Annotated in this window: 19 protein-coding genes; 9 read left to right on the forward strand and 10 right to left on the reverse strand. The window is 60.3% G+C overall.

The window, feature by feature from the left end:
- Window positions 1-42: 42 nt before the first annotated feature.
- The 5 genes from ACP0KA_RS17340 to ACP0KA_RS17360 all read right to left on the reverse strand — a co-directional run bounded on the left by ACP0KA_RS17340 (window position 43) and on the right by ACP0KA_RS17360 (window position 4,584).
- Window positions 43-750 carry an ABC transporter ATP-binding protein gene (locus ACP0KA_RS17340; RefSeq protein ID WP_424629972.1) on the reverse strand — a complete coding sequence of 236 codons (708 nt, stop codon included), beginning with the start codon at window positions 748-750 and terminating at the stop codon, window positions 43-45.
- Window positions 737-1,480, reverse strand: coding sequence for an ABC transporter ATP-binding protein (locus tag ACP0KA_RS17345; RefSeq protein WP_424629973.1), 744 nt, complete (start codon window positions 1,478-1,480; stop codon window positions 737-739). The genes ACP0KA_RS17340 and ACP0KA_RS17345 overlap by 14 nt, the downstream gene beginning before the upstream one ends.
- A complete protein-coding gene (locus ACP0KA_RS17350; protein ID WP_424629974.1) occupies window positions 1,477-2,406 on the reverse strand; it encodes a branched-chain amino acid ABC transporter permease in 930 nt (309 codons plus the stop codon). The genes ACP0KA_RS17345 and ACP0KA_RS17350 overlap by 4 nt, the downstream gene beginning before the upstream one ends.
- A 1-nt stretch (window position 2,407) precedes the next feature.
- Window positions 2,408-3,262 (reverse strand): branched-chain amino acid ABC transporter permease, encoded by an 855-nt coding sequence (locus ACP0KA_RS17355; protein ID WP_424629975.1) that lies wholly within the window; start codon window positions 3,260-3,262, stop codon window positions 2,408-2,410.
- A gap of 101 nt (window positions 3,263-3,363) precedes the next feature.
- Entirely contained in the window at window positions 3,364-4,584 is a 1,221-nt protein-coding gene (locus ACP0KA_RS17360; protein WP_424629976.1) for an ABC transporter substrate-binding protein, read from the reverse strand.
- 123 nt (window positions 4,585-4,707) lie between these two features.
- Here ACP0KA_RS17360 and ACP0KA_RS17365 point away from each other — a divergent pair, with 123 nt between their 5' ends.
- From ACP0KA_RS17365 to ACP0KA_RS17375, 3 genes are all read left to right on the forward strand, one after another.
- Window positions 4,708-4,872, forward strand: coding sequence for a hypothetical protein (locus ACP0KA_RS17365; RefSeq protein WP_424629977.1), 165 nt, complete (start codon window positions 4,708-4,710; stop codon window positions 4,870-4,872).
- A 106-nt stretch (window positions 4,873-4,978) separates the two neighbouring features.
- On the forward strand, window positions 4,979-5,998 hold the full coding sequence (locus ACP0KA_RS17370) for a TRAP transporter substrate-binding protein (protein WP_424629978.1): 1,020 nt from the start codon (window positions 4,979-4,981) through the stop codon (window positions 5,996-5,998).
- 41 nt (window positions 5,999-6,039) lie between these two features.
- Entirely contained in the window at window positions 6,040-7,896 is a 1,857-nt protein-coding gene (locus ACP0KA_RS17375) for a TRAP transporter large permease subunit (protein WP_424631644.1), read from the forward strand.
- A 24-nt stretch (window positions 7,897-7,920) separates the two neighbouring features.
- On the opposite strand, the gene ACP0KA_RS17380 is transcribed toward ACP0KA_RS17375, so the two are convergent.
- Entirely contained in the window at window positions 7,921-9,330 is a 1,410-nt protein-coding gene (locus tag ACP0KA_RS17380; protein WP_424629979.1) for a PLP-dependent aminotransferase family protein, read from the reverse strand.
- A 146-nt stretch (window positions 9,331-9,476) separates the two neighbouring features.
- On the opposite strand from ACP0KA_RS17380, the gene ACP0KA_RS17385 reads away from it, so the two are divergent.
- The 3 genes from ACP0KA_RS17385 to ACP0KA_RS17395 all read left to right on the forward strand — a co-directional run bounded on the left by ACP0KA_RS17385 (window position 9,477) and on the right by ACP0KA_RS17395 (window position 13,143).
- Window positions 9,477-10,760: a hydroxymethylglutaryl-CoA reductase, degradative gene (locus ACP0KA_RS17385; RefSeq protein ID WP_424629980.1), complete on the forward strand. Its 1,284-nt coding sequence runs from the start codon at window positions 9,477-9,479 to the stop codon at window positions 10,758-10,760.
- Window positions 10,761-10,807: 47 nt separating this feature from the next.
- Window positions 10,808-12,028 (forward strand): ABC transporter substrate-binding protein, encoded by a 1,221-nt coding sequence (locus ACP0KA_RS17390; RefSeq protein ID WP_424629981.1) that lies wholly within the window; start codon window positions 10,808-10,810, stop codon window positions 12,026-12,028.
- Window positions 12,029-12,369: 341 nt separating this feature from the next.
- A complete protein-coding gene (locus ACP0KA_RS17395; RefSeq protein WP_424629982.1) occupies window positions 12,370-13,143 on the forward strand; it encodes a ferredoxin--NADP reductase in 774 nt (257 codons plus the stop codon).
- Window positions 13,144-13,233: 90 nt separating this feature from the next.
- Here the strand turns inward: ACP0KA_RS17395 and ACP0KA_RS17400 are convergent, their stop codons facing one another.
- Both ACP0KA_RS17400 and ACP0KA_RS17405 read right to left on the reverse strand, forming a co-directional pair.
- Window positions 13,234-16,386: a multidrug efflux RND transporter permease subunit gene (locus ACP0KA_RS17400; RefSeq protein WP_424629983.1), complete on the reverse strand. Its 3,153-nt coding sequence runs from the start codon at window positions 16,384-16,386 to the stop codon at window positions 13,234-13,236.
- Entirely contained in the window at window positions 16,387-17,532 is a 1,146-nt protein-coding gene (locus ACP0KA_RS17405; RefSeq protein ID WP_424629984.1) for an efflux RND transporter periplasmic adaptor subunit, read from the reverse strand. It abuts the gene before it with no gap.
- 117 nt (window positions 17,533-17,649) lie between these two features.
- On the opposite strand from ACP0KA_RS17405, the gene ACP0KA_RS17410 reads away from it, so the two are divergent.
- Both ACP0KA_RS17410 and ACP0KA_RS17415 read left to right on the forward strand, forming a co-directional pair.
- Window positions 17,650-18,141 carry a MarR family winged helix-turn-helix transcriptional regulator gene (locus ACP0KA_RS17410; RefSeq protein ID WP_424629985.1) on the forward strand — a complete coding sequence of 164 codons (492 nt, stop codon included), beginning with the start codon at window positions 17,650-17,652 and terminating at the stop codon, window positions 18,139-18,141.
- A gap of 207 nt (window positions 18,142-18,348) precedes the next feature.
- Entirely contained in the window at window positions 18,349-19,974 is a 1,626-nt protein-coding gene (locus ACP0KA_RS17415) for an inorganic phosphate transporter (protein WP_424629986.1), read from the forward strand.
- Between the two features lie 249 nt (window positions 19,975-20,223).
- On the opposite strand, the gene ACP0KA_RS17420 is transcribed toward ACP0KA_RS17415, so the two are convergent.
- Window positions 20,224-20,859: a hypothetical protein gene (locus ACP0KA_RS17420; RefSeq protein WP_424629987.1), complete on the reverse strand. Its 636-nt coding sequence runs from the start codon at window positions 20,857-20,859 to the stop codon at window positions 20,224-20,226.
- Between the two features lie 256 nt (window positions 20,860-21,115).
- Here ACP0KA_RS17420 and ACP0KA_RS17425 point away from each other — a divergent pair, with 256 nt between their 5' ends.
- Window positions 21,116-21,877: a hypothetical protein gene (locus ACP0KA_RS17425; RefSeq protein WP_424629988.1), complete on the forward strand. Its 762-nt coding sequence runs from the start codon at window positions 21,116-21,118 to the stop codon at window positions 21,875-21,877.
- A gap of 85 nt (window positions 21,878-21,962) precedes the next feature.
- Here the strand turns inward: ACP0KA_RS17425 and ACP0KA_RS17430 are convergent, their stop codons facing one another.
- Entirely contained in the window at window positions 21,963-23,123 is a 1,161-nt protein-coding gene (locus ACP0KA_RS17430) for a patatin-like phospholipase family protein (RefSeq protein ID WP_424629989.1), read from the reverse strand.
- Window positions 23,124-23,132 lie beyond the last annotated feature (9 nt).

Consider the following 23,132-nt stretch of genomic DNA (forward strand, 5'->3'; position numbering starts at 1 on the left):
GCGGCGGAAACGCCGCGCCTTATGTTTTGCGTCAGGATGGATTTACACGCCGAGATAAACTTGGCGGATGTGCTCGTCTCCGGCCAGGTCGCTCGACTTGCCCTCACGGATGGTGCGCCCGTGTTCGAGCACGTAAACCCGATCGGTGATGCGCAGTGTCGAGACGGCGTCCTGTTCGACAATCAGGATCGCCGTGCCATCCTTCCTGATCTGCTGGATCGAATCGAAGATCAGCCCCTTCAGCCGCGGCGCGATTCCGACCGACGGCTCGTCGAGCAGCAGCAGTTCGGGACGTCCCATCAATGCGCGCCCGATCGCCACCATCTGCTGTTCGCCGCCTGAGAGCGTGCTCGACTGTTGCCATTGCCGTTCCCGAAGCACGGGGAACAGCGTGAATACACGTTCGAGATCGGCATTGATCTCGGCGGTGTTCTTGCGCAGATAAGCTCCGAGCTGAAGGTTTTTCAGCACCGAGAGTTCGGAGAACAGCTTGCGTCCTTCCGGGCAGTGGCAGATACCGCGCGCCACCACATCGTAGGGCGCGACGCCGTCGAGCGACTGCCCCTTGAACATCAGCGTGCCCTGGGAGGGAATCGAGCGCGAGATGGCCTTCAGCAGCGTGGTCTTGCCCGCGCCGTTGGGACCGAGCACGCCGATTAGTTCGCCTTTCTCGACCTTGATCGAGACGGATTCGATGGCGAGCGCCTTGCCGTAGCTGGCGCGGAGGTTGGACACCTCAAGCAGGGGCATGGGCGTCCTCCGTCTTTCCGATATAGGCTTCGATCACCTTGGGGTTTTTGACGATTTCTGCGGGTGGCGCGATGTCGATGACCTCGCCGAAATTCATCGCAATCACGCGCGAGACCAGCGCCATGAATTCGCGCAGCTTGTGTTCGATCAGCAGGATCGTGAGGTGCTCCTCGCGATGCAGCCGCTTGATCAGTTGCGCAAGCGGTTCAATCTCGCTGCTGCCAAGGCCGGCGAAGGGTTCATCGAGCAGCAACAGATCGGGCCGTGTGGCCAGCGCACGCGCGATTTCGAGCCGGCGAAGGTCGCCGTAAGGCAATGTCTCCACCGGCTCGCGCTCGCGGCCGCCAAGTCCAACCTGTTCAAGCAGGTGCCGCGCCCGCTCTTCCTTGTCTGTATCATTGTGAGCCCGCGGCGAAAGGCATGCCACGAGCACGTTCTCGAGGAGGTTCATGCCGACGAACGGACGCGTCAGCTGAAACGTTCTCGCCATGCCGCGATTGACGACCTTGTACGGTGCGATGCCGGCGATCGGTTCACCGTTGAACTGGACCGTCCCCGAGGTGGGCGACATGAATCCAGTCAGCAGGTTGAACAGCGTGGTTTTGCCGGCGCCGTTGGGGCCGAGAATGCCGGTCAGTTCGCCTTTCTCCAGCGTGAAGGTTACGTTCTTGACGGCGGTGAGGCCGCCGAACCGCTTGGTGACGTCGTTGACTTCGAGAAGCGCTGTCATCGAAAACGCTCCGTCATGCGGCGCCAGAGCGGAGCGATCAGTCCGTTCGGCAGGAAGAACAGGATGAAGATGAGGGTCAGCGTGTAGATCCACAGCCGGTACTCGCCGAACCCGCGCAGCATCTCGGTCAGCAACGTCAGCAGGATCGCGGCCACGGCTGCGCCGTAGATCGAGCCGATGCCGCCGACATAGACCATGATGATGACCGTGATCGATACCACGACGGAGAACAGCGGCGGACTGACCTGGAGCTGGTAGTGCGCGTAGAGGGCGCCGCCGAGCCCCGCGAACGCCGCGCTGATCATTAGCGAGGCGATCTTGTAGAACGTGACGTTGATGCCCGCGGCCTGACAGGTGGCTTCATCGCCGCGGATCGCCCGCAGCAGCAGTCCCCAATGCGAGTGCGCCAGCAGCGTCAGCACGATCACCGTGACGACGAGGATCGCGAGCACAAACCAGTAGTAGTGCAGGGGCGAAGTCATCAGTGGATCGAGCCCGTACAGGCCTTCCTCGCCGCCGGTGTATTCCCAGAAGATCAGGCAAAGCCGCTGCAAAATCGCGGAGGCCGACAGCATCGCCAGCGCGAAATATGGCCCGCGCAGCCGCAGCGTTGGGAAGCCGACGAGCACGCTGAACAATACGGCGATCACAACCGCCATCGGCAGGCTGTACCACGGATTGGCGAACCAGACGGTGGCGAGAAAGCCCGCCGTATAGGCGCCCGCGCCGATGAAAAGCGAGTGTCCAAAGTTTTCGCGGCCGGTCAGGCCGGACATGAAATCCCAGCTCGACGCCCAGATTCCATAGATGACGCAGACGGTGAGGACGCCGGTGAGATAACTGCTCGCGATCAGCACCGGGGCCAGTGCGAGGATCGCCACCACGACGATGCCACCGGCGATATCGATCATTGAAATGGTGCGCATGTCAGAACGCCGCCCGCCGGCCGAGAATTCCGGACGGTCTGATCATGAGAGTGATGACAACCGCGACCAGCGACACCAGCTCGGTCCACGATGTGGAGATGAGATAGGCTACGATGGTCTCGGAATAGCCGAGGATGAGTGATGCGATGATGCTGCCCGGGATCGATCCGAGCCCGCCGACGATGACGATGGCAAAAGCCTTCACCATCGGCAGCAGCCCCATGGTCGGCTGCACGGTGAGGAACGGCGACACCAGAACGCCGGCAAGGGCCGCCGTGCCCGCCGAGATCGCCATCACGATCGAGAAAATGCGGTTGGTCGGAATGCCCATGTACTGCGCGGCTTCCGGGTCCTGCGACACTGCGAGAATGGCTGCGCCGAGCCGGGTGCGTTGAATGAATAGCCATAGGATCAGCAGCACCAGAACACCTGCGACAAGGGCCAGCAATCTTTGGCCACCGATATCGACGCCGCCGATCGAGACTTTGTCGGCCACGAAAGACGGCACGTTGCGGTATTCTGAACCGAAGATGATGAAGAGCGCCTGTTCGACCGCGAGCGAGACCGCCAGCGTGATCATCAGCACCGCGAGCTGCGAACTCCGCAGCGGGCGCACCAGAAACCGCTCCATCACCACGCCGAACAGTGCGACCAGCAGGACCGCGATCGGCGCTGCCAGGAACAGCGGTACGTTGAGCAGGGAGGTCAGCACATAGGCTGCATATGCGCCGAGCGCGTAGAATGAGCCGTGTGCAAGATTGAGGATGCGGGCGACCCCGAAGATGAGGGTGAAGCCCACCGCGAGCATCGCGTAGATCGCGCTCGAAACCGCGCCATAGATCAGAATTTGAAGCATGTCCGCCTGCTGTGCTCGCCCGGCCGGTGAAAACCGGGCATCGAAGCTCAGCGGCCGGTAAGGTGTTTACCGGCCGCGCATGGGCATCGCGACGATTAAGCTCAGTTGCTCATCCAGGGCGGGGGAATCATCTTCCCCGTCTCGGCTTCCTTCGGCCACACGACGACGCGCTGGCCATCCTTCTGCCACTGCACGAACAGCAGGTTTTGCAAGCCGGGGCCCGTCTTCACGTCGTGCATTTCGTCGAACACCATCTTGCCGGCAATGCCGGTGTGATCGGTCTTCTCCAGCTCCTTGATGACGGCGTCCGGCTCGATCGAGTTCGCACGCTTCACCGCATCCGCATAGACATAGACCGCGTCATAGGCGCCCACACCGGTGTAGACTGGAGCGGTGCCGTAGCGCTTCACGAATTCATCCCAGAACGGAATGGTCTTTTCCGTGAGAGCCGCGCGGATCGCGAACAGGCCAACGGTCTCTGCATTGGCCTTGCCGCCGACGCGGGTGAAGAAGTCCGCATCCTGGCTCTTCACGTCGATGCCGCCGATCGGAACGGGCACCTGTGCGTCATGCCACTGCTTGACGAAAATGTCCGAGGACGCATGAGACAGGATCACGATCAGATACTGCGCGCCGCTTTCCTTGACCTTGGCGAACAGCGGCGAGAAGTCGGAGGTGGAGGTGTCGAAGAACTCCGCCATGCGCACATCGGTGCCGCCATCGGTCGCGCCCTTCTTCAGGATCGGAACGAGGTCCTGCACCCACTTGGCGTTCTCGCCGACGATGGCGATCTTGGTGAGCTTCATCTCGCCTTTCAGCTTGCCGTTGATGAAGTCGACCAGCGCACGGGCCTGATGCGCGGCGTTAATCGGGAACGCGCGGAAGATGTACTTATAGTTGTTGTAGTCCGCCTTCACCTTCGCGGTAATCGCGGGCGATGCCGCGCCGACGCCGATGTAGATCGTTTTCGCCGCCGAGATGTGCGGCAACTGGGCGAGGGTGACGCCGCTGGTGTAGCCGCCGATCAGCACGTTCACCTTGTCGTCCGCGGTCAGCTTCTTGATCGCAGCAATGCCCTGTTCCGGGTTCTCGGTCTCGTCCGCGACCACCATCTCGAGCTTGCGTCCAAGCACGCCGCCCTTGCCGTTGATTTCCTCGATGGCGAGTTTGACGGCGTTCTGTGTATCGCGGCCGACCTGAAGCTGGATCGATGTCGGCACGCCGATCTTGATCGGTGCTTGCTGGGCAAATACTGGAGCGCTGGCGAGTGTCCCTGCGCTTACGATACTGGCAGCCGCCAGTAACCTCATAAATGAGTTCATCGACGTTCCTCCCTGAATGCATCTGGGTCGTTGCCCGATGCTTATTATTTGCGTTGACAGACTGCCTAAGGAGCCAAGAGCAAGTCAAGCAAAGATCGGATGAATGCGCCGAGGCGGCGCGTAATGTCGCACGCGTTGCCAGTGCTCCAGGAACGGCTCATCCATTGGGGAAAAATGCTGCGTCGCCACAGTGCGGCGTTTCAAACGCAATCGTTTTCGGGCGACGCCGCAAAGCAGCTGGCCGAGGTGGCTCATTATTATTTCGCTTCCGGCGCATCCAGCGGTTGATTATTACCAGAACAGGTGGTTTGACATGCATCGAAAGACGTTGATGCGCGGCATAGGCTTCTGATCAGGAAGCAACAAGAACAATGCCAATCAGGAGGAAAGCCCTATGACGATCTCACGTAGAACCTTGCTCAAAACCTCGGCAGCGGTCACCGCAATGGCAGGCGTCGGCGCGCCATTCGTGGCGCGTGCCCAGCAGGCCGAGTTCAATTACAAGTTTGCCAACAACCTTCCCGACACGCACCCGATCAACGTCCGGGGCCGGGAGATGGCAGCGGCGATCAAGAAGGAAACCAATGGCCGCGTCGACGTGCAGCTGTTTCCGAGCAGCCAGCTCGGCTCGGATACGGATACGCTGAGCCAGCTCCGTTCGGGCGGCGTGGAGTTCTTCACGCTGTCGGGCCTCATTCTCTCGACGCTGGTTCCGGCTGCCTCAATCAACGGCATCGGTTTCGCGTTCCCGGATTACCCGGCGGTGTGGAAAGCGATGGACGGCGACCTCGGCGCTTACATCCGCGGCCAGATCAGCAAGGCCAACCTCGTGGTGATGGAGAAGATCTGGGACAACGGCTTCCGCCAGACCACATCGTCCACCAAGCCGATCACAACGCCGGAAGATTATAAGGGCTTCAAAATCCGCGTGCCGGTGTCGCCGTTGTGGACCTCGATGTTCAAGGCGTTCGACGCATCGCCGGCCTCGATCAACTTCAATGAAGTCTATTCTGCGTTGCAGACCAAGATCGTCGAAGGGCAGGAGAACCCGCTGGCGCTGATCGCAACGGCCAAGCTTTACGAAGTGCAGAAGTACTGCTCGCTGACCAACCACATGTGGGACGGCTATTGGTTCCTCGCCAACCGCCGTGCATGGGAACGGATCCCGGCGGACATCCGCCCGATCGTTGAGCGGAACATCAATGCGGCCGGCATGAAGGCGCGCGAAGACACCGAGAAGCTCAACGCCAATCTGCAGACAGAGCTGACCACCAAGGGCTTCGTTTTCAACAAGCCGGATCTCAAGCCGTTCCGCGAGAAGCTGCGCCAGGCCGGCTTCTATGCCGAATGGAAGGCGAAATATGGTGAAGAAGCCTGGGCCATCCTCGAAAAGAACGCCGGCAAGCTGACGTAATCGTCATCATGAGCGAAGCCAGACTTGCGGGTGAGGTGGCGATGGGCGGGGACAGCGTTGCTGTTCCCCTGACGTCGCTTGGGCGGATCGAAGGCGTCCTCGGCCTTCTGGTCGAGATTCCGGCAGCGCTGCTAGTGGTCGCCGAGATCGTCATCCTCTTCGCCGGTGTGGTATCGCGCTATGTCTTTCATAGCCCGCTGATCTGGTCCGACGAGCTGGCCTCGATCCTCTTTCTTTGGCTCGCGATGTTCGGCGCGGTGGTTGCGTTCCGCCGCGCGGAGCATATGCGCATGACCGCTGTGGTCGCGAAGTGTTCACCACAGATGCGCGCGTTCTTGGAAGTGGTCGGTACCTGTGCTGCGCTCGCATTTCTGCTGATGATCGCCTTTCCCGCTTACGAATATGCGTATGAGGAAAGCTTCATCACCACGCCTGCGCTGCAGATTTCGAATTCCTGGCGCGCATCTGCGCTGCCGATTGGCATCGGCTTCATGGTGCTGTTCGCTGTGCTGCGGCTCGTCCGCGAGGCGGACAAGAAGCGCCTGCTGATGGCGGTGGTGACCGTCGGAGTCATTGTCACAGCCTTTTGGTTTATGCAGCCGGTGCTGCGGCCGCTCGGCAATCTCAACCTCGTCATCTTCTTTGTCGGGGTCGTCGCGCTGTGTGTCTTCGCCGGTGTGCCGATTGCTTTTGCGTTCGGACTATCGATCTTCAGCTATCTCGTACTGACGACGCATACACCGCCAATGGTGCTGGTCGGCCGCATGGACGAAGGCATGAGCCATTTGATCCTGTTGGCGGTGCCGCTGTTCGTCTTCCTTGGTTTGCTGATCGAGATGACGGGCATGGCGCGGGCCATGGTGGCGTTTCTCGCGAGCTTGCTCGGCCATGTGCGCGGCGGATTGCACTATGTTCTGATCGGAGCGATGTATCTCGTCTCCGGCATTTCCGGCTCGAAGGCCGCAGACATGGCAGCCATCGCTCCGGTGTTGTTCCCTGAAATGAAGGCACGCGGCGCCAAGCCCGGCGATCTCGTGGCCCTGCTGTCGGCCACCGGTGCGCAGACCGAAACCATTCCACCGAGCCTGGTGCTCATCACCATAGGCTCGGTCACGGGCGTCTCGATCGCGGCGCTGTTTACCGGCGGTCTGCTGCCAGGCTTGGTGTTGGCGGCGACATTGTCCGGACTGGTGTGGTGGCGCTATCGCGGTGAGGACCTCAGTCACGTCGAGCGCGCAACGCCGACGCAGATTCTTCGCACCTTCGTTATCGCGCTTCCGGCGCTCGCCTTGCCGTTCGTAATTCGCGCCGCGGTGGTGGAAGGCGTTGCGACCGCGACCGAAGTCTCCACCATCGGCATCGTATTCGCGATCTTCGCCGGTCTTCTGATCTATCGTCAGTTCGACTGGAGCAGGCTGCTGCCGATGCTGATCGACACGGCGTGCCTGTCGGGCGCGATTCTGCTGATCATCGGCACCGCCACCGGGATGGCATGGGGCCTGACGCAATCCGGATTCTCGCGTGCGCTGGCCACAATGATGACGGGGCTGCCGGGTGGACCGGCGATCTTTATCGCGGTCTCCATCATCGCCTTCATGATCCTCGGCAGCGTGCTCGAGGGCATTCCGGCCATCGTGCTGTTCGGCCCATTGCTCTTTCCGATCGCGCAGGCTGTCGGCGTGCATGAAGTGCACTACGCGATGATCGTTATCCTCGCCATGGGGATCGGCTTGTTCGCGCCTCCGTTCGGTGTCGGCTACTACGCCGCATGTGCCATCGGCCGCGTCGATCCTGCCGAGGGCATCAAGCCGATCTGGGGTTATATGCTGGCGCTGTTGATCGGGCTGATCGTCGTCGCGGCGTTCCCGTGGATCTCGATCGGATTCCTGCGTCAATAACAGGCATACGACACCGGACGTTGATTACGGTGTCTGCAGCTGTTCAGCCATGAAGGCTTCAAAGCGTGGATCGCCCACATGCGCAATGTTGACGCGCATGGCAGGTCGCGATGGTGATCCATCCGGGCTGAACGCCGAGCCCGGCGCCAGCAGGATGCTGCGCTCAGCGGCGGTGCGCGAAAGCTGCTTATCGTCGATGTGCTCGGGCAGTTCGCACCACATGTAGAAACCGCCGCGCGGCTGGCCGAACACCTGTAGCTTCTGCCGTGACAGGCTGTCGTAGGCGTGCCGCGTGGCGGCCTCGATGCGGCCGATCAGACGTTTGAGGTGGCCGCGGTAACGTCCGCTGGAAATAAGGTCGTAGATGATCTGCTCGATATAGCCCGAACTGTTGGCACGCGTGATCATCTTGAGATCGGCAAGGGCGCCCACGATATCGGCGCGTGCGGCGATGTATCCGGAGCGGAGGCTGGCAGACAGTGTCTTGGCGAAGGTGCCGACATAGATCACGCGGTCGAGTTGATCGAGCGCGGCAAGCCGGGGGCTTGTGACTGGAAGGACGTCGGCGAACGGATCGGAGTCCACGATCATCAGATTGTGCTCGGTCGCGATCCGCATCAAGCGATATGCCATCGGAAGCGTGATCGAACAGCCGGTCGGATTGTGCGCCAGGGACTGCGTGAAGAAAATGCGCGCGCCGATGCGGGCGGCTTGCGCTGCCAGATCGTCGAGGTCAGGGCCGTCAGGCGTGCGCCGAACGCCGACGAGTTGGGCCTTGGCGAGGCGCAGCTTGCCGAACAGTGGATAGTAGCCCGGATTGTCGACCAGCACCGGATCGCCGGGTTCGATGAAATGGCGCACGATCATGTCGAGCGCATCGTTGGCGCCTTGCGTCAGCAAGACCTGTCGCGGTTCAACGTTGATGGAGCGTTCCGCCAGCATCAGCGCGATGCGCTCGCGCAATAATGGAAGCCCAAAAGGACTGCCGTAGCTTTCGGGCAGGGTCCGCTTGCCGGGGCGGCTCACCGGTTTCAGGTATGGTCCGACTTCGGAGCCCTCCATCCACGCAGCAGGCGGGCGGCCATCACCTACGCGTACCTCGTAGCGCTTTTCCAGTTGCTCGCGCAGCAGCCACACGCTGTCCACCGCTCCCACTTTTGTGGGGGTGGTGCTCTCCGCGCGCTTGGGACGGTGCAGCGTGACGTAAAAGCCGGAACCCGGCCTACTCTCGATCTGCCCAGACGCCACCAGCCGCTCATAGGCCTCGACGATGGTGTTCTTCGAAACATCGAAAAGCTGCGAGGCGGTGCGGATCGATGACAGCCGCTCGCCGGGACGAATGAGCCCGCGTTCGATCCGCTCGATGATTGTGGCGACGACGGTTTCGACCCGGGAGCGGGAAGGACCGGTGTGGATCTGGTGAACTGTACCCATGAGGCGGATGGTACGGACCTTCCCGAAAATGTGCAAAGCGTTCCTTGTCCGTACCCTTCGCTTCAGACAGTTTCGCGACAGGACGGCCCGCAGAGGCTGGGTTTTGAAGCGCTTGATTCTGAAGAGCTTGGGTTCTGGAGACGCGTATGACTGAGCTAGGGCACGGGGCAAACCGCAGTTCGCGGATCGCCGGATTTCACCGCAAATCGCCGCAGGAACGGCTCGACCTCGTCGCTGCGTTTGCCGGGCTTGATCAGGGGACCGTCGATCACCTCGCCAACATGGGCAATCTGTCGCCGCAGCTGGCCGACAAGATGATCGAGAATGTCATCGGCACGATGAATATCCCGATCGGCATCGCCACCAATATGCGGGTGGACGGCGAAGACGTTCTCGTTCCGATGGCGACCGAAGAGAGTTCGGTGGTGGCAGCGGTCTGCAATGCCGCGCGCCAGAACTATGCCACGGGCTTCACAACCTCAGTCTCCGGCACGCTGATGATCGCGCAGGTGCAGGCTGTCGATGTGGCGGATCCGCACGCGGCGCGGCTACGTCTTCTCGACAAGCGCGATGAGATCAAGGGGATCTGCGACGCGTGCGATCCGCTGCTGGTCAAGCTCGGCGGCGGCTTTCGCGATCTCGAAGTGCGTCTGCTCGAAACGCTCGGCGGGACAATGGTTGTCACCCACCTGATCGTGGACACGCGCGACGCCATGGGTGCCAACGCCGTCAACACGATGGCCGAGAAGATCGCGCCGCATATCGCGACCTGGACCGGCGGGCGGGTGTTCCTGCGCATTCTGTCGAACCTTGCAGACAAGCGGGTTGCTCGTGCCCACACCGTGTGGAAGCTGGACGACATCGGCGGCGCCAGCGTGCGCGACGGCATCATCAGCGCCTATCAGTTCGCGGAGGCCGATCCCTATCGCGCGGCCACCCACAACAAAGGCATCATGAACGGCATCAGCGCCGTCATTCTCGCGACCGGCAATGACACGCGTGCAGTGGAAGCCGGTGCGCATGCCTATGCGGCGCGCAGCGGCCGTTACACCAGTCTGACGCGTTATGAGATCAACAAGGACGGCGATCTCAGCGCGTCGATCGAACTGCCGCTCGCTGTCGGCTTGATCGGCGGCGCGACCAAGATTCACCCCACGGCTCAGGCATGTCTCAAGGTTCTCGGCGTCACCACGGCTGAGCGGCTGGCGCGCGTCATCGCGGCCGTTGGGCTTGCGCAGAATTTCTCGGCGCTCAAGGCGCTGGCAACCGTCGGCATCCAGTCGGGTCACATGGCGCTGCATGCGCAGAACATCGCCATCATGGCCGGCGCCGTCGGCGATGAAGTCGATACGGTGGCGCGCGTGCTGGTCGAGCGCAAAACAGTCCGCATCGACGTGGCGCAGGAGGTTCTGGCCAAGCTGCGCGGCTAGAAGCGCTTTCAAGTCTTACAAACAGAAGAATTCAACGGGAGGACGACATGCTGTTCAAATCGAAAGGCCAATTGCTGGCGGGGGTTGCCGCACTGCTGCTGCTGGTCAGCCCTGTTCAGGCTGAAATTCCGAACAACACGATCAAGCTCGGCGTGCTGACGGACCTCAGCGGCTTCGCAGCCGACTCGACCGGCCCGGGATCGGTGGTCGCAGCCAAGCTCGCCATCGAGGATTTCAAAGCCGAGAAGCCCGACCTGAAGGTCGAGCTTATTCAGGCGGACCACCAGAACAAGGCCGACATCGGTGCCTCGCTCGCGCGACGTTGGGTGGACGTCGAGAAGGTCGATGCCATTCTCGATGTTCCATTTTCATCGGTTGCGCTCGCGGTACAGGAGGTGGTGCGCGGAACGAAGACCGCTTTTATCGCGTCAGGTCCCGGCACCTCGCTGCTGACCGGCGAGAAGTGCTCGCCGAACACTGTGCACTGGACCTACGACACCTGGGCGCTGGCGCACGGTACCGCGCTGGCCTTGCTGCGCGCCAAGAAGGACACGTGGTTCTTTGTCACCGCCGACTATGCATTCGGTCATGCGCTGGAGAAGGACGCCGCTGACGTCGTGAAGGCGGAGAACGGCAAGATCCTCGGCAGCGTACGTCATCCGACCGGCACGTCGGACTTCTCGTCCTTCCTGCTGCAGGCGCAGTCGAGCAAGGCGAAAATCGTCGCGCTCGCCAATGCGGTCGGCGATACGGTGAATTCCGTGAAGCAGGCCTCCGAGTTCGGTTTGCAGAAAGGCGGGCAGGAGCTTGCGGCGCTGCTCATGCAGGTCTCCGACGTCAACGCGATCGGACTGCAGGACGCGAAAGGTCTCTACCTGACCGAGGGATTCTACTGGGACACGAATGAGGGCACGCGGAAGTTTGCCGATCGCTTTGCTGCGCAGATGAACGGCAAGCGTCCGACGGCAAACCAGGCCGGGGTCTATGCAGGCGCCTTGCATTATTTGCGTGCGGCGGCCGCTGCGAACACATCCGATGGACAGGCCGTCGTTGCCAAGATGAAGGAGATGCCTTCAAAGGACCCGCTGTTCGGCGAGGGCCTCGTCCGACAGGACGGCCGCCACATCCACAATATGTATCTCTTCCAGGTGAAGACGCCGGCCGAGTCGAAGGGGCCATGGGACTTCTACAAGCTGGTGGAGACCATTCCGGCCAAGGAAGCCTTCCGCCCGATCGAGGAGGGCAACTGCCCCTTGGTCAAGAAATGAACCGAACCCCGTGGCCGGCAGGTCCCCGCCGGCCACGGACATAACCACAGCGACGGCATTTTCTTTCTCCCGCCGAGGGGTCGGCGGGAGAAAATTTCTCTCTCAGGGCCGAATTCTGGAATGCAGAGCGGTTCTAACGTGGAGGCATAACGCAAGCGCGGTATGTCATTGACCAGAAAAGAATATTCTACTATTTCAAGGCTCGTCATGAACGTAGCCAACGTCTGCGCCCACTAACGGGCAAATCAGCAAAATTCATTGGCTAGAGAAATTTTGCGTGAGGCATGATTGCCCGGCGTCCGGTCAACCATGCTGTCGCCAGTCGCGAGCATGGAACGGTAATGAGCAATTTCAATCAGGAACGTGTGCTGAGCGTCCATCACTGGACCGACAATCTGTTCAGCTTCACCACCACACGGGATTCATCGTTCCGTTTTCGCAATGGTGAGTTCACGATGATTGGCCTCAAGGTCAACGAGAAGCCGCTGCTGCGTGCTTACAGCGTTGCCAGCGCCAATTACGAAGAGAACCTCGAGTTCTTCTCGATCAAGGTTCAGGATGGTCCGCTGACCTCGCGTCTCCAGCACCTCAATGTGGGCGATGAAATCATCGTCAGCCGCAAGGCGACCGGCACTTTGGTGATCGACAACCTGAAGAGCGGGCGCAACCTTTACCTGATTGGCACTGGCACCGGCCTTGCGCCGTTCCTCAGCGTCATTAAGGACCCCGAGACCTATGAGCGTTTCGAGAAGGTGGTTTTGCTCCATGGCTGCCGCCGGGTTGCGGAACTCGCCTACGGTGAACTGATCACCGAGAAGCTTCCGCAGGACGAGATGATCGGTGAGATGGTGAGTTCGCAGCTCATCTACTATCCGACTGTGACGCGCGATCCATTCCGCAACCGCGGCCGGATCACCGACCTGATCAACTCCGGCAAGCTGTTTGAGGATATCTCGCTGCCGAGCCTCGAAGCCGACAAGGACCGCGTCATGATCTGCGGCAGCCCGGCGCTACTTCAGGACACCAAGGACCTGCTCGAGGAGCGTGGTTTCGTTGAAGGCAACCATGGTGAGCCGGCCGACTTCGTGGTCGAGAAGGCATTCGCCGAGCGCTGATCGCAGCTCATCATTACCTATAAAAAAATAGCGGCTGAGAATTCTCAGCCGCTATTTTTTTGCATCGATCAGATGAGGGTGCTGAGTGGACTATTCCGCCGCTTCCGACACCGGCTCCTGTGTGATGGCCGGCGGCTGGCCATGCGAGCCCTTGCCGCGTCCCTTGCCTGACAGGAAGTTCGAGAGCCTATCGAGATAGAGATAGACGATCGGCGTCGTGAACAGCGTGAGCGCCTGGCTGACGATCAGGCCGCCGACCATCGCGTAGCCGAGCGGCTGCCGGATTTCCGAACCGGTTCCGGTGCCGAGCATCAGCGGCACGCCGCCAAGCAAGGCCGCCATCGTCGTCATCATGATGGGACGGAAACGGATCAGCGCAGCTTTCCGGATCGCTTCTTCCGGCTCCAGGCCTTCGTCGCGCTCCGCCGCAATGGCGAAGTCGACGAGCATGATGCCGTTCTTCTTCACGATACCGATCAGCAGGATGATGCCGATCAGGCCGATCAGGCTGAAATCGAAGCCGAACAGCATCAGAGTTGCGAGCGCGCCGACGCCTGCGGAGGGCAGGGTCGAGATGATGGTGAGCGGATGGATGTAGCTCTCGTAGAGGATGCCGAGGATCAGATACACGACGATCAGCGCAGCGAGAATGAGCAGCGGCACGGTGCCCAGCGACTGCTGGAATGCCTGCGCCGTTCCCTGGAAGCTGCCATTGACCGTTGCCGGCACGCCGAGTTCGGTCACCGCCTGCTGAATGGCATTGGTTGCCTGGCCGAGCGCAACGCCCTGTGCCAGGTTGAAGCTGATCGTCGTCGCCGGGAATTGCCCCTGGTGGCTGATCGACAACGGCCGCACGGGAACGGTCGTCCACTTCACGAAGGTCGACAGCGGTACCTGATCGCCGGTGGTTGGCGATTTGACGTAAATCTTGTTTAGCGTGTCCACGTCGCCTTGCAGCTCAGGCAGGATTTCCAGAATCACGTGGTAGCTGTTCACCTGCGTGAAGTACTGCGCGACCTGACGCTGTCCGAAAGCATCGTTCAGCGTGTCATCGATCAGCTGCGGCTGGATGCCATAGCGTGACGCGGTGTCGCGATCGATCGTCAGCGTCAGCGTAGTGCCCGCTGTCTGCTGGTCGGTTGCGACGTCACGCAGTTCAGGCAACGTCTTCAGCTTTTCGAGGATCTTGGGCGCCCAGCTGTTCAATTCGTCGAGGTTGGCGTCCTGCAACGTGTATTCGAATTGCGTACGCGTTGCGCGGCCACCCAATCGCACGTCCTGTGCGGCCTGCATGAAGACGCGCGCGCCGACCAGCTTGTCGAACTGCGGCCGCAGGCGCGCGATGATCTGTTGCGCACTGACGTTGCGCTCGTCACGCGGCTTCAGCGTGATGTACATGCGTCCGTTGTTCAGTGCATTGCCGCCGCCACCGATCGCCATGGCGATGCTGGCCACCGCAGGATCCTTCTGAATGATCCCGCCGATTTCCGCCTGAAGGCGCGACATTTCCTTGAACGAAATGTCCTGTCCGCCTTCGGTGATGCCGGTGATCAGACCCACGTCCTGCTGCGGGAAGAAGCCCTTTGGAATGATCATGAACAGGTAGCAGGACAGCGCGACGGTGGCGAAGAACGTGCACAACGTCACGAAGCGCCAGCGCAGCACAAGATCGAGCCCACGCTGATAGATGGCGAGCATGCCGTCGAAGAAACGTTCGCTCATCTGATAGAGCTTGCCGTGATGAACCTCGCCGGTGTGCGCCTTCAGAAAGCGCGACGCCATCATCGGGGTCAGTGTCAGCGACACGATCAGCGACACGAAGATCGTCATGGCCAGCGTGATGGCGAACTCGCGGAACAGGCGGCCGATGATACCGCCCATCAGCAGCAGCGGAATGAGCACAGCCACCAGCGAAATACTGATCGACACAATGGTGAAGCCGATTTCGCCGGCGCCTTTGAGCGCGGCCGCGAACGGTTCTTCACCTTCCTCGATGTAACGGCTGATGTTTTCGAGCACGACGATGGCGTCGTCGACCACGAAGCCGACAGAGATCGTCAGCGCCATCAGCGACAGGTTGTCGAGGGTATAGCCGAACGCCCACATCAGGGCGCACGCGCCCAGCAGTGCGAGCGGAACAGTGATGCTCGGAATAATCGTGGCCCAGACGCTGCGCAGGAAGACGAAGATCACCATGACCACCAGGGCGATGGTCAACAGCAGGGTGAACTGGACGTCCTCGACGGCCGCACGAATGGTTTGCGTCCGGTCGCTGATGACATTGACCTTGATGGCAGGAGGAATTGCCGCAACAAGGCGCGGCAGCTTCGCCTTGATCTTGTCGACGGTGTCGATGACGTTGGCGCCGGGCTGCTTGAAGATAACGAGGAACACGCCGCGCTTGCCGTTCGCCCATGCCGCCTGCTTGGCGTCTTCGGGACCTGACACCGCCCGGCCGATGTCGCGGATGCGTAATGGACCGCCATTGCGATAGGCGATGATCACGTCGTTCCAGTCCTTGGATTTCGGCAACTGGTCGTTGGCGTAGATCGTGTAGCTGCGCGTATTGCCGTCGACGTTCCCCTTCGGGCTGTCGACGGTGGTGATCGCGATCTGGGCGCGGACATCCTCAAGAGAGATGCCCTTGGCGACGAGTTTCGCCGGATCGATCTGAATGCGGATCGCCGGCTTTTGCTGACCGCCGATGGTGACCTGAGCAACGCCGGAAATCTGGCTGATCTGCTGCGCCAATTGGGTGTCAGCGTAATCGTCGACATCAATCAGCGGGAGTGTATCGGAGGTCACCGACATTAGCAGAATGGGCGAGTCCGCCGGGTTCACTTTGCGATAAGTCGGCGGGTTTGGAAGCGTCTTCGGTAGCTGACCGCCTGCGGCGTTGATCGCGCCTTGCACGTCGTTGGCGGCGCCATCGATGTTGCGGTTGAGATCAAACTGAATGGTGATCGATGTCGACCCCAGCGAACTCGTCGAGGTCATCTGCGCCACGCCGGGAATTTGCGCGAACTGCCGTTCCAGCGGTTGCGCAACGGAGGACGCCATGGTTTCCGGGCTTGCGCCAGGAAGGCTGGTAGAAACCTGAATCGTCGGGAAGTCGACCTGCGGCAGCGGCGCCACCGGCAGCAGCGGATAAGCGACAAGACCCACAAAGAGAATCCCCGCCATCAGCAGGGAGGTTGCGATGGGAAACCGGATAAAGGGAGCTGAAATGCCGCCGTTGCTCATTTAGTCCGCCTTCACCGTGGTCTGTCCGGAACTTGCGACAGTGGTCGTCAGCAAGGAACCCGGCTGAACGCGGTACTGACCGCTGACGATCACATGCTCGCCGAGCTTCAATCCACCCTCGACGAGAGTATGGCCATCCGTGGATTGTCCAACTTTGACCTCACGAAACTCGGCCTTGTTGCCGTCTCCTACGGCATAAACGTAGAGCCCCTTCATGCCATGCTGGATGGCATCATCCGGGATCACGACCGCGTCTTTGACGGTGTTGACGAGAAGGCGCGTCGAAACCGAAAGGCCTGGCCACAAGGCATGATCCTTGTTGGCAAACTCGGCCTTCAGGCGGATGGTTCCGCTGGTGGTATCGACCTGATTGTTAATCAGCGACAGGGTTCCCTCAGAGAGCACCTTGCGTCCGTCCGTCGTCAGTGCCGTGACCTTCAATTCGTGTTGGCTGAGCGCCTGCTTGATTTCCGGCAACTGGTTTTCAGGTGCGGTGAAGATCACCGAGATCGGCTCGATCTGAGCAATGGTAACAATCCCGGTCTGCGTTGCCGCATTGACGATGTTGCCGACGTCGACCTGACGAATGCCGGTTACGCCTGAGATTGGGGCCCTGATGCTCGCGTAATCGAGCTGCGTGCGTGCATTGAAGATCGACGCGTCGTCAGCCGCGAGTTGCGCCGTGATCTGCTGAACATTCGCCGTCTGCGTATCGACGGTCTGCTTGGTCGCAAATTCGCCGAGCTTGGTGGAGCGTTGCAAATCGAGCTTGGCGTTGCCAAGGCTCGCTTCATCCTGATTCTTTTTCGCGATCGCTTGGTCGAGCACGGCCTGGAAGGGGCGGGGGTCGATCTGGGCAATCAGGTCGCCCTTCTGGACGATCTGGCCTTCCTTGAAGTTGATCGTATCGATTTGTCCGTCCACGCGGGTTCGTACGGTGACGGTGTTGAAACCCTGCACGGTTCCAAGCCCGGTGAGGTAGACCGGGAAGTCGGCTTTCGAAACCTGTGCAACCGTGACCGGCACGCTCTGCGCGGCAGCCTTCGGCTTCTCGTCCTTGTGCTTGGGCCAAACAGCATAGCCGCCGACAGCCACAACAGCTGCCAAGCCGAGATAACCCAAAAAAGAAATGCGACCCTTTGCCATGCCTAACCCAATTGCTTTTCGGACAACCGATCCAATATGTCGTTTATAGTTGATAAGCGTGCAAATAGTATGCAGGCTCACCATTAATTGTTTGAAAGGTCTCGGGACGGCCAGATCATGAGCCTGGATCTCAAACGGCAGTTTGTTGCGCAACTCATTGAAAGTTCTAGACTCTTGCGCAACTACATCGATCAACGTGCCAAAGCGCGCGGGACCACGCGTGCCCAGTGGATTGTACTCTTCCGATTGCGGCAGCAGGAGGGGTTATCGCAGGTCGATCTCGCAGATGTGCTTGAGCTTCAGCCGATTTCGCTGGTCCGGCTGCTGGACCGTCTTGTGGAATCGGAGCTGCTGGAACGAAAACCCGACCCCCATGACCGGCGTGCCAACCGGCTGTTCCTGACACCGAAGGGCCGCCAACTGGTCGACGATCTCGACAGCCTGCGTGACGCGATCGCCACGGATGTCCTGCACGATGTGCCTGATGATGCCATTGAATCAGGGATGGAGACGCTTGTCGCCATCAAGGCGCACGTCAAGTCCGGGACGGAGCCTGCCCCCGAAGCCGAGCAACATCCCAAGGTCCGCCGCGGCCGGGCAAAAGCCTGAAGCTTCCTGGAAGACACGCGATCTACAACATGTCGGGACACGAGACTTCTGTCGTCCCGCGATGATCGCTCAGCGGACATGTCGCGTGGCAAGAACCGCACACTCGCTTTCGGCAGTGCACCAGCCATACAGCTGCAGCGGTGGTGTCATTCAACCTTTAAGGTAAACAGTCATTAAAGGCGCCTCTCATTTATAAAGGGGGCGTTAATGAGTGATATTGCGATTAATCAAGGGGCCGACGGCGGGATTATTGAACCTGCGTCCAAACCTAACCTCGACAAAGGCTTCAACCCTTTGACGATGCTGATCTTCTTCGGCGTTCTCGCAGCGGGACTGCTGTTTGTCGCCTACAGCATCTACGAAGACGTCGAAGCCACCGGCGTGAAGACCACGACGTTTCTTCCCTATATTTTGCTCTTCGTTGCCCTGCTGATCGCCCTCGGCTTTGAATTCGTCAACGGCTTCCACGACACCGCGAACGCGGTTGCGACTGTGATTTATACGCACTCGCTTCCGGCTGAAGTCGCCGTGATGTGGTCCGGCTTCTTCAACTTCCTCGGCGTTCTCGTCTCATCCGGCGCGGTCGCATTCGGCATCGTCTCGTTGCTGCCAGTGGAGTTGATCCTGCAGGTCGGCAGCAGCGCCGGCTTTGCCATGGTGTTTGCGCTATTGATCGCGGCCATCGTCTGGAACCTCGGCACCTGGTACTTCGGCCTGCCGGCCTCCAGCTCGCACACGCTGATCGGTTCGATCATCGGTGTCGGTGTTGCCAACGCCATCATGCGCGGCCGCGACGGCACCTCGGGCGTTGACTGGAGCAAAGCGACCGAAATCGGTTATGCACTGCTGCTGTCGCCGCTGGTCGGCTTCGTCTGTGCTGCAGTCCTGCTGGTGGTGCTCAAGTTCGTCATACGTAACCCGGCACTTTACGCTGCGCCCGATGGTCAGAAGGCGCCCCCGCTCTGGATCCGCGGCCTTCTGATCCTGACCTGCACCGGCGTCAGCTTCGCGCATGGTTCGAACGACGGTCAGAAGGGCATGGGTCTCATCATGCTGATCCTGATCGGCACTGTGCCGACGGCTTACGCTCTGAACCGCACGCTGCCTGCTCAAATGGTGCAGCAGTTCCAGCAGACCTCGGAAGCGGCTTCGAAAGTGATCGCCGCCAAGGGCGCTGGCCATAGCATCATCGGCGATCCGCGTCCGGCTGTAACGCAGTATGTCTCCCTGCACACGCTGAACGAAGGCACTTACCCGTCGCTGGCCGTGCTGGTGAAGGACGTCGGCGATCAGGTGCAGAAGTACGGTTCGCTCAACAAGGTGCCTGCCGAGGCCGTCGGCAACACTCGTAACGATATGTACCTGACGTCCGAAGCGCTGCGTTTCCTGATGAAGGACAAGGAAAGCGAGCTCAACAAGGAAGAGGTCGCCACCCTGAACGCATACAAGGGCTCGCTCGATGCCGCCACGAAGTTCATCCCGACCTGGGTGAAGATCGCGGTTGCTCTCGCGCTCGGCCTCGGCACCATGATCGGTTGGAAGCGCATCGTCGTGACGGTCGGCGAGAAGATCGGCAAGACCCACCTGACCTATGCGCAGGGCGCGTCGGCTGAACTCGTTGCCGCGGCGACGATCGGTGCCGCCGACATGTTCGGCCTGCCGGTCTCGACTACGCACGTGCTGTCATCCGGTGTCGCCGGAACCATGGCGGCCAGCGGCTCGGGCCTGCAGATGTCGACCATCCGCAACATGGTGATGGCCTGGGTACTGACGCTTCCGGCGGCGATCGCGCTGTCGGCTGGCCTGTACGTCCTGTTCTCGCACCTGTTCTGATTGGGCGAGGGCGCACACGTCGCGTCCCTTGTTCACAGTCAGTCTATCGACACAATGCCCGCGCCAATGGCGCGGGCATTTGCTTTTGCCTCGCTGTCAGCTGTCGGCTCTCTCGCTGCTGTGAGCTGTCGCCATCGACGCTCATGGCATCGCACGTTGAGCGTCATGCATGTCGGTTGAAGAGATTTTTGGGAACGAGAGGGCCCGACATGGGCCTTGCCGATCACGTCGGCGATCGAGGGCCAGACTTTATCGCTGGGCCTGCTGAAGAGGCTTCCTCGGCGTCGGCTTATGCTGCGGCGGTTGGAAAAGATCGTGCACGGTCGTTGTGATTTTCGCCCATCCGCACGACAGAGCATCGGCCTTGCATACCGGTTCCTTGTGAGCACGGGAGGCAGCCGCAGGACGAGGTTTCGGTGTCGGCAAGGCAGCAACCGAGGCAACGCCCTTTGGTGGCGAGAGGATAGCCTTCGGCAGCTCAATGGGTGCGGGCGCCGGCTGTGTCACCGCAGCGACAATCGTCTCATGCCCGCGATCTCCCAGATAGCCAAGATACTCCTGATCCATCCTCTTCAATTCTTCCGGCGTCGGGTTGGGACCGGCGATATCGAAGCTGCGGTTCTGCATGAAGTCGAAATAGGTGTAGCCGCCACCCGGCTTGCGGCGGCCCGCGAACTTGGCGTCGCAGCCTGAAAGAATCTTCGCCTTGTCCTGCTTGCTGAGGCCCGGCTGCTCCGCGCTGGTGGCGCAGTCCTCATAATCCTTTGGCGCGTAAATCTTCCACCATTCAGCGCGTGATTGCGTCGGAGACAACGCAAGGCACAGGGCGAAAAGCGCCGTCAATGACGCGATCGTACGCGATTGAATCACTGGTGGAACCCTCATGCGCTGCATCGTATTTCCGACACTGAGTCCCTGCAACTGTCTGATTTTCCCCTGTGGATTGCGGGACATAGCGGGGACCGCCCTGTTGGGAACACGTTTGGGCGCACCGATTCTTGATTGTTGAGTCGTTTGGGATCCGGAGGCATGCTGACATTTTCAGGCGGGGGCAACTTCCGCGAGAACAGCGCACCGGAACCTGCAAGTAGAACTTTCGCGCGAGATTACCCACGGATCGTCACGATTGTATGAGGCCTTGATGACCTCGGCTCAGGTTTTTCTGATTTCGTTTGCAGCAATGAGTGCCGGAATTGCGTTCGGCAGATTGCTTCGCTCCTCTGTCCCGAACGGGAAGCTCGACGCAGACTCCAAGGAAGTCATCAAACTGGGGACAGGACTTGTCGGCACGCTGGCAGCATTGGTGCTCGGCCTGATGACGGCATCCGCCAAGACTTCCTACGACACGCAGAACACGAATATCAGAACGCTCGCAGCGCAACTGATCCTCGTCGATCAGTTGATGGTGCAGTATGGCCCCGAAGCAGACGACCTTCGCCGCTTCACGCGGGAAGCCGCCAATACAATGGTCGACAGGATCTGGCGGGAGGGAGCGACTTCGTCCTCGAAGATTTCGGCATTTTCGTCGAGTCATGTTGGAGGAAAATTCTATTCCGCGATCGATGCATTGTCTCCGAAGAATGACGAGCAACGGGCCTTGAAGTCGCGGATTATCGACACCAGCTTCGAAATCGCGCGTGTGCGGCTCGCCATCTTCACGCGTCTCGACAGTTCGATCCCGATACCATTTCTCGTTGTCCTGATGATCTGGGTGACGGTGATCTTCACGAGCTTTGGTCTGTTCGCCGAGCAGAGTACGTTGGTATTTGCGGCGCTGTTGGTGTTCGCACTATCGGTTTCGAGTAGTCTGTTTCTTATCTTGGAATTGACGCATCCGTTTGCGGGCCTGATGCAAATACCGAGCGAATATCTCAAGGATGTGCTTCCCGCGCTGAGCTCCTGACGGCGCTCAAACATACATCGCGATCCCCCTTCAGACAGCTTTGTCTGGAGGGAATGATTGTGAGGCGCAGGTTTAAGGAGTGATCTCAATAATCCCTTTCGCGATGCACGTCATGCACCACGATTCCCATGCCGTCTTCGGGTATCGCCAGCCAGTCGCGGCGCTTCAGCGTGCGGCGGGTGTCCTCTAAGCCGCTGGCCCAATGCTCGCGCATCGAGGTCGCCGAAAACTCGTGATCCTTTGAATCGCCTTCGTAGGATTTTTGCTGATAGATCATCTGCAGGATCGTGATCTCGGGCAGATCTGCGAACTTGTTGCGCAGCATACGCTCATGATCGGAGAGCTGATCATCCGGGATCTTCACGAGCGCTTTGTAGAAATCAGCCTTCAGGTTGTTCATGCGCTTGTAGACGTCGGTGTTGTAGCGCGTGCGCGAGGAATACATGATGTCTTTATGGCGGGCCATGACTTCCTGGATGTCACGCGGCAGCACGCCGCGCGCATTGAACAGGTCCACCTGAAACACCAGCGAATTCATTTTATCTTCCTGGTCGAGCAAGTGCTGCAGCGGGGTGTTGGAGACGATGCCGCCGTCCCAGAAGTGATCGGTGCCGATCTTCACCATGGGCAAAGCCGGCGGCAGCGCGCCGCTCGCCATGATGTGTTCGGGTTCGATGATTTCTTTCTTGTTGTCGAAGTAGAGGAAGTTGCCGGTCAGCACGTTCACGGCGCCGACGGCGAAGTGCATCTTCCGCGAATTGATCAGGTCGAAGTCAACCAGCTCGAGCAGTGTCTCGCGTAGCGGCGCGGTGTCGTAATAGCTCGTCGCAGTCTTCGCGCCGGCCGGGCTGAACCACGGATTGACCTCGTGCGGCTTGAAGAAGCCGGGTTGACCGAGTGTCGTGGTGAGGAACGAACTCGTGAGATTGCGCGCTTTGCGATAGACGTCGCCATCCGGCGTGTAGTGCCACACCTTGCGGCTGGTGATGCGATCCCAGAAGGTGCGCAGCCGTTCGAGGCGCCGCTCCGGTGGGTTGCCGGCGATGATCGCGGAATTGATCGCGCCGATCGAAACACCGCACACCCAGTCCGGCTCCATGCCGTCTTCGTGCAGTGCCTGGTAGACGCCGGCCTGGTAGGCGCCGAGCGCGCCGCCGCCCTGCAAAACAAGGGCGACGCGGTCGCAGCGGTCCGGCCGCCATCCGCGGCTTGCGAAGGTGTCGATCTCAGGTGTACGCGCGTCCATGACTTTTGC

Origin of the sequence: Bradyrhizobium sp. SYSU BS000235 (assembly GCF_049747295.1) — a bacterium.
GTDB lineage: Bacteria > Pseudomonadota > Alphaproteobacteria > Rhizobiales > Xanthobacteraceae > Afipia.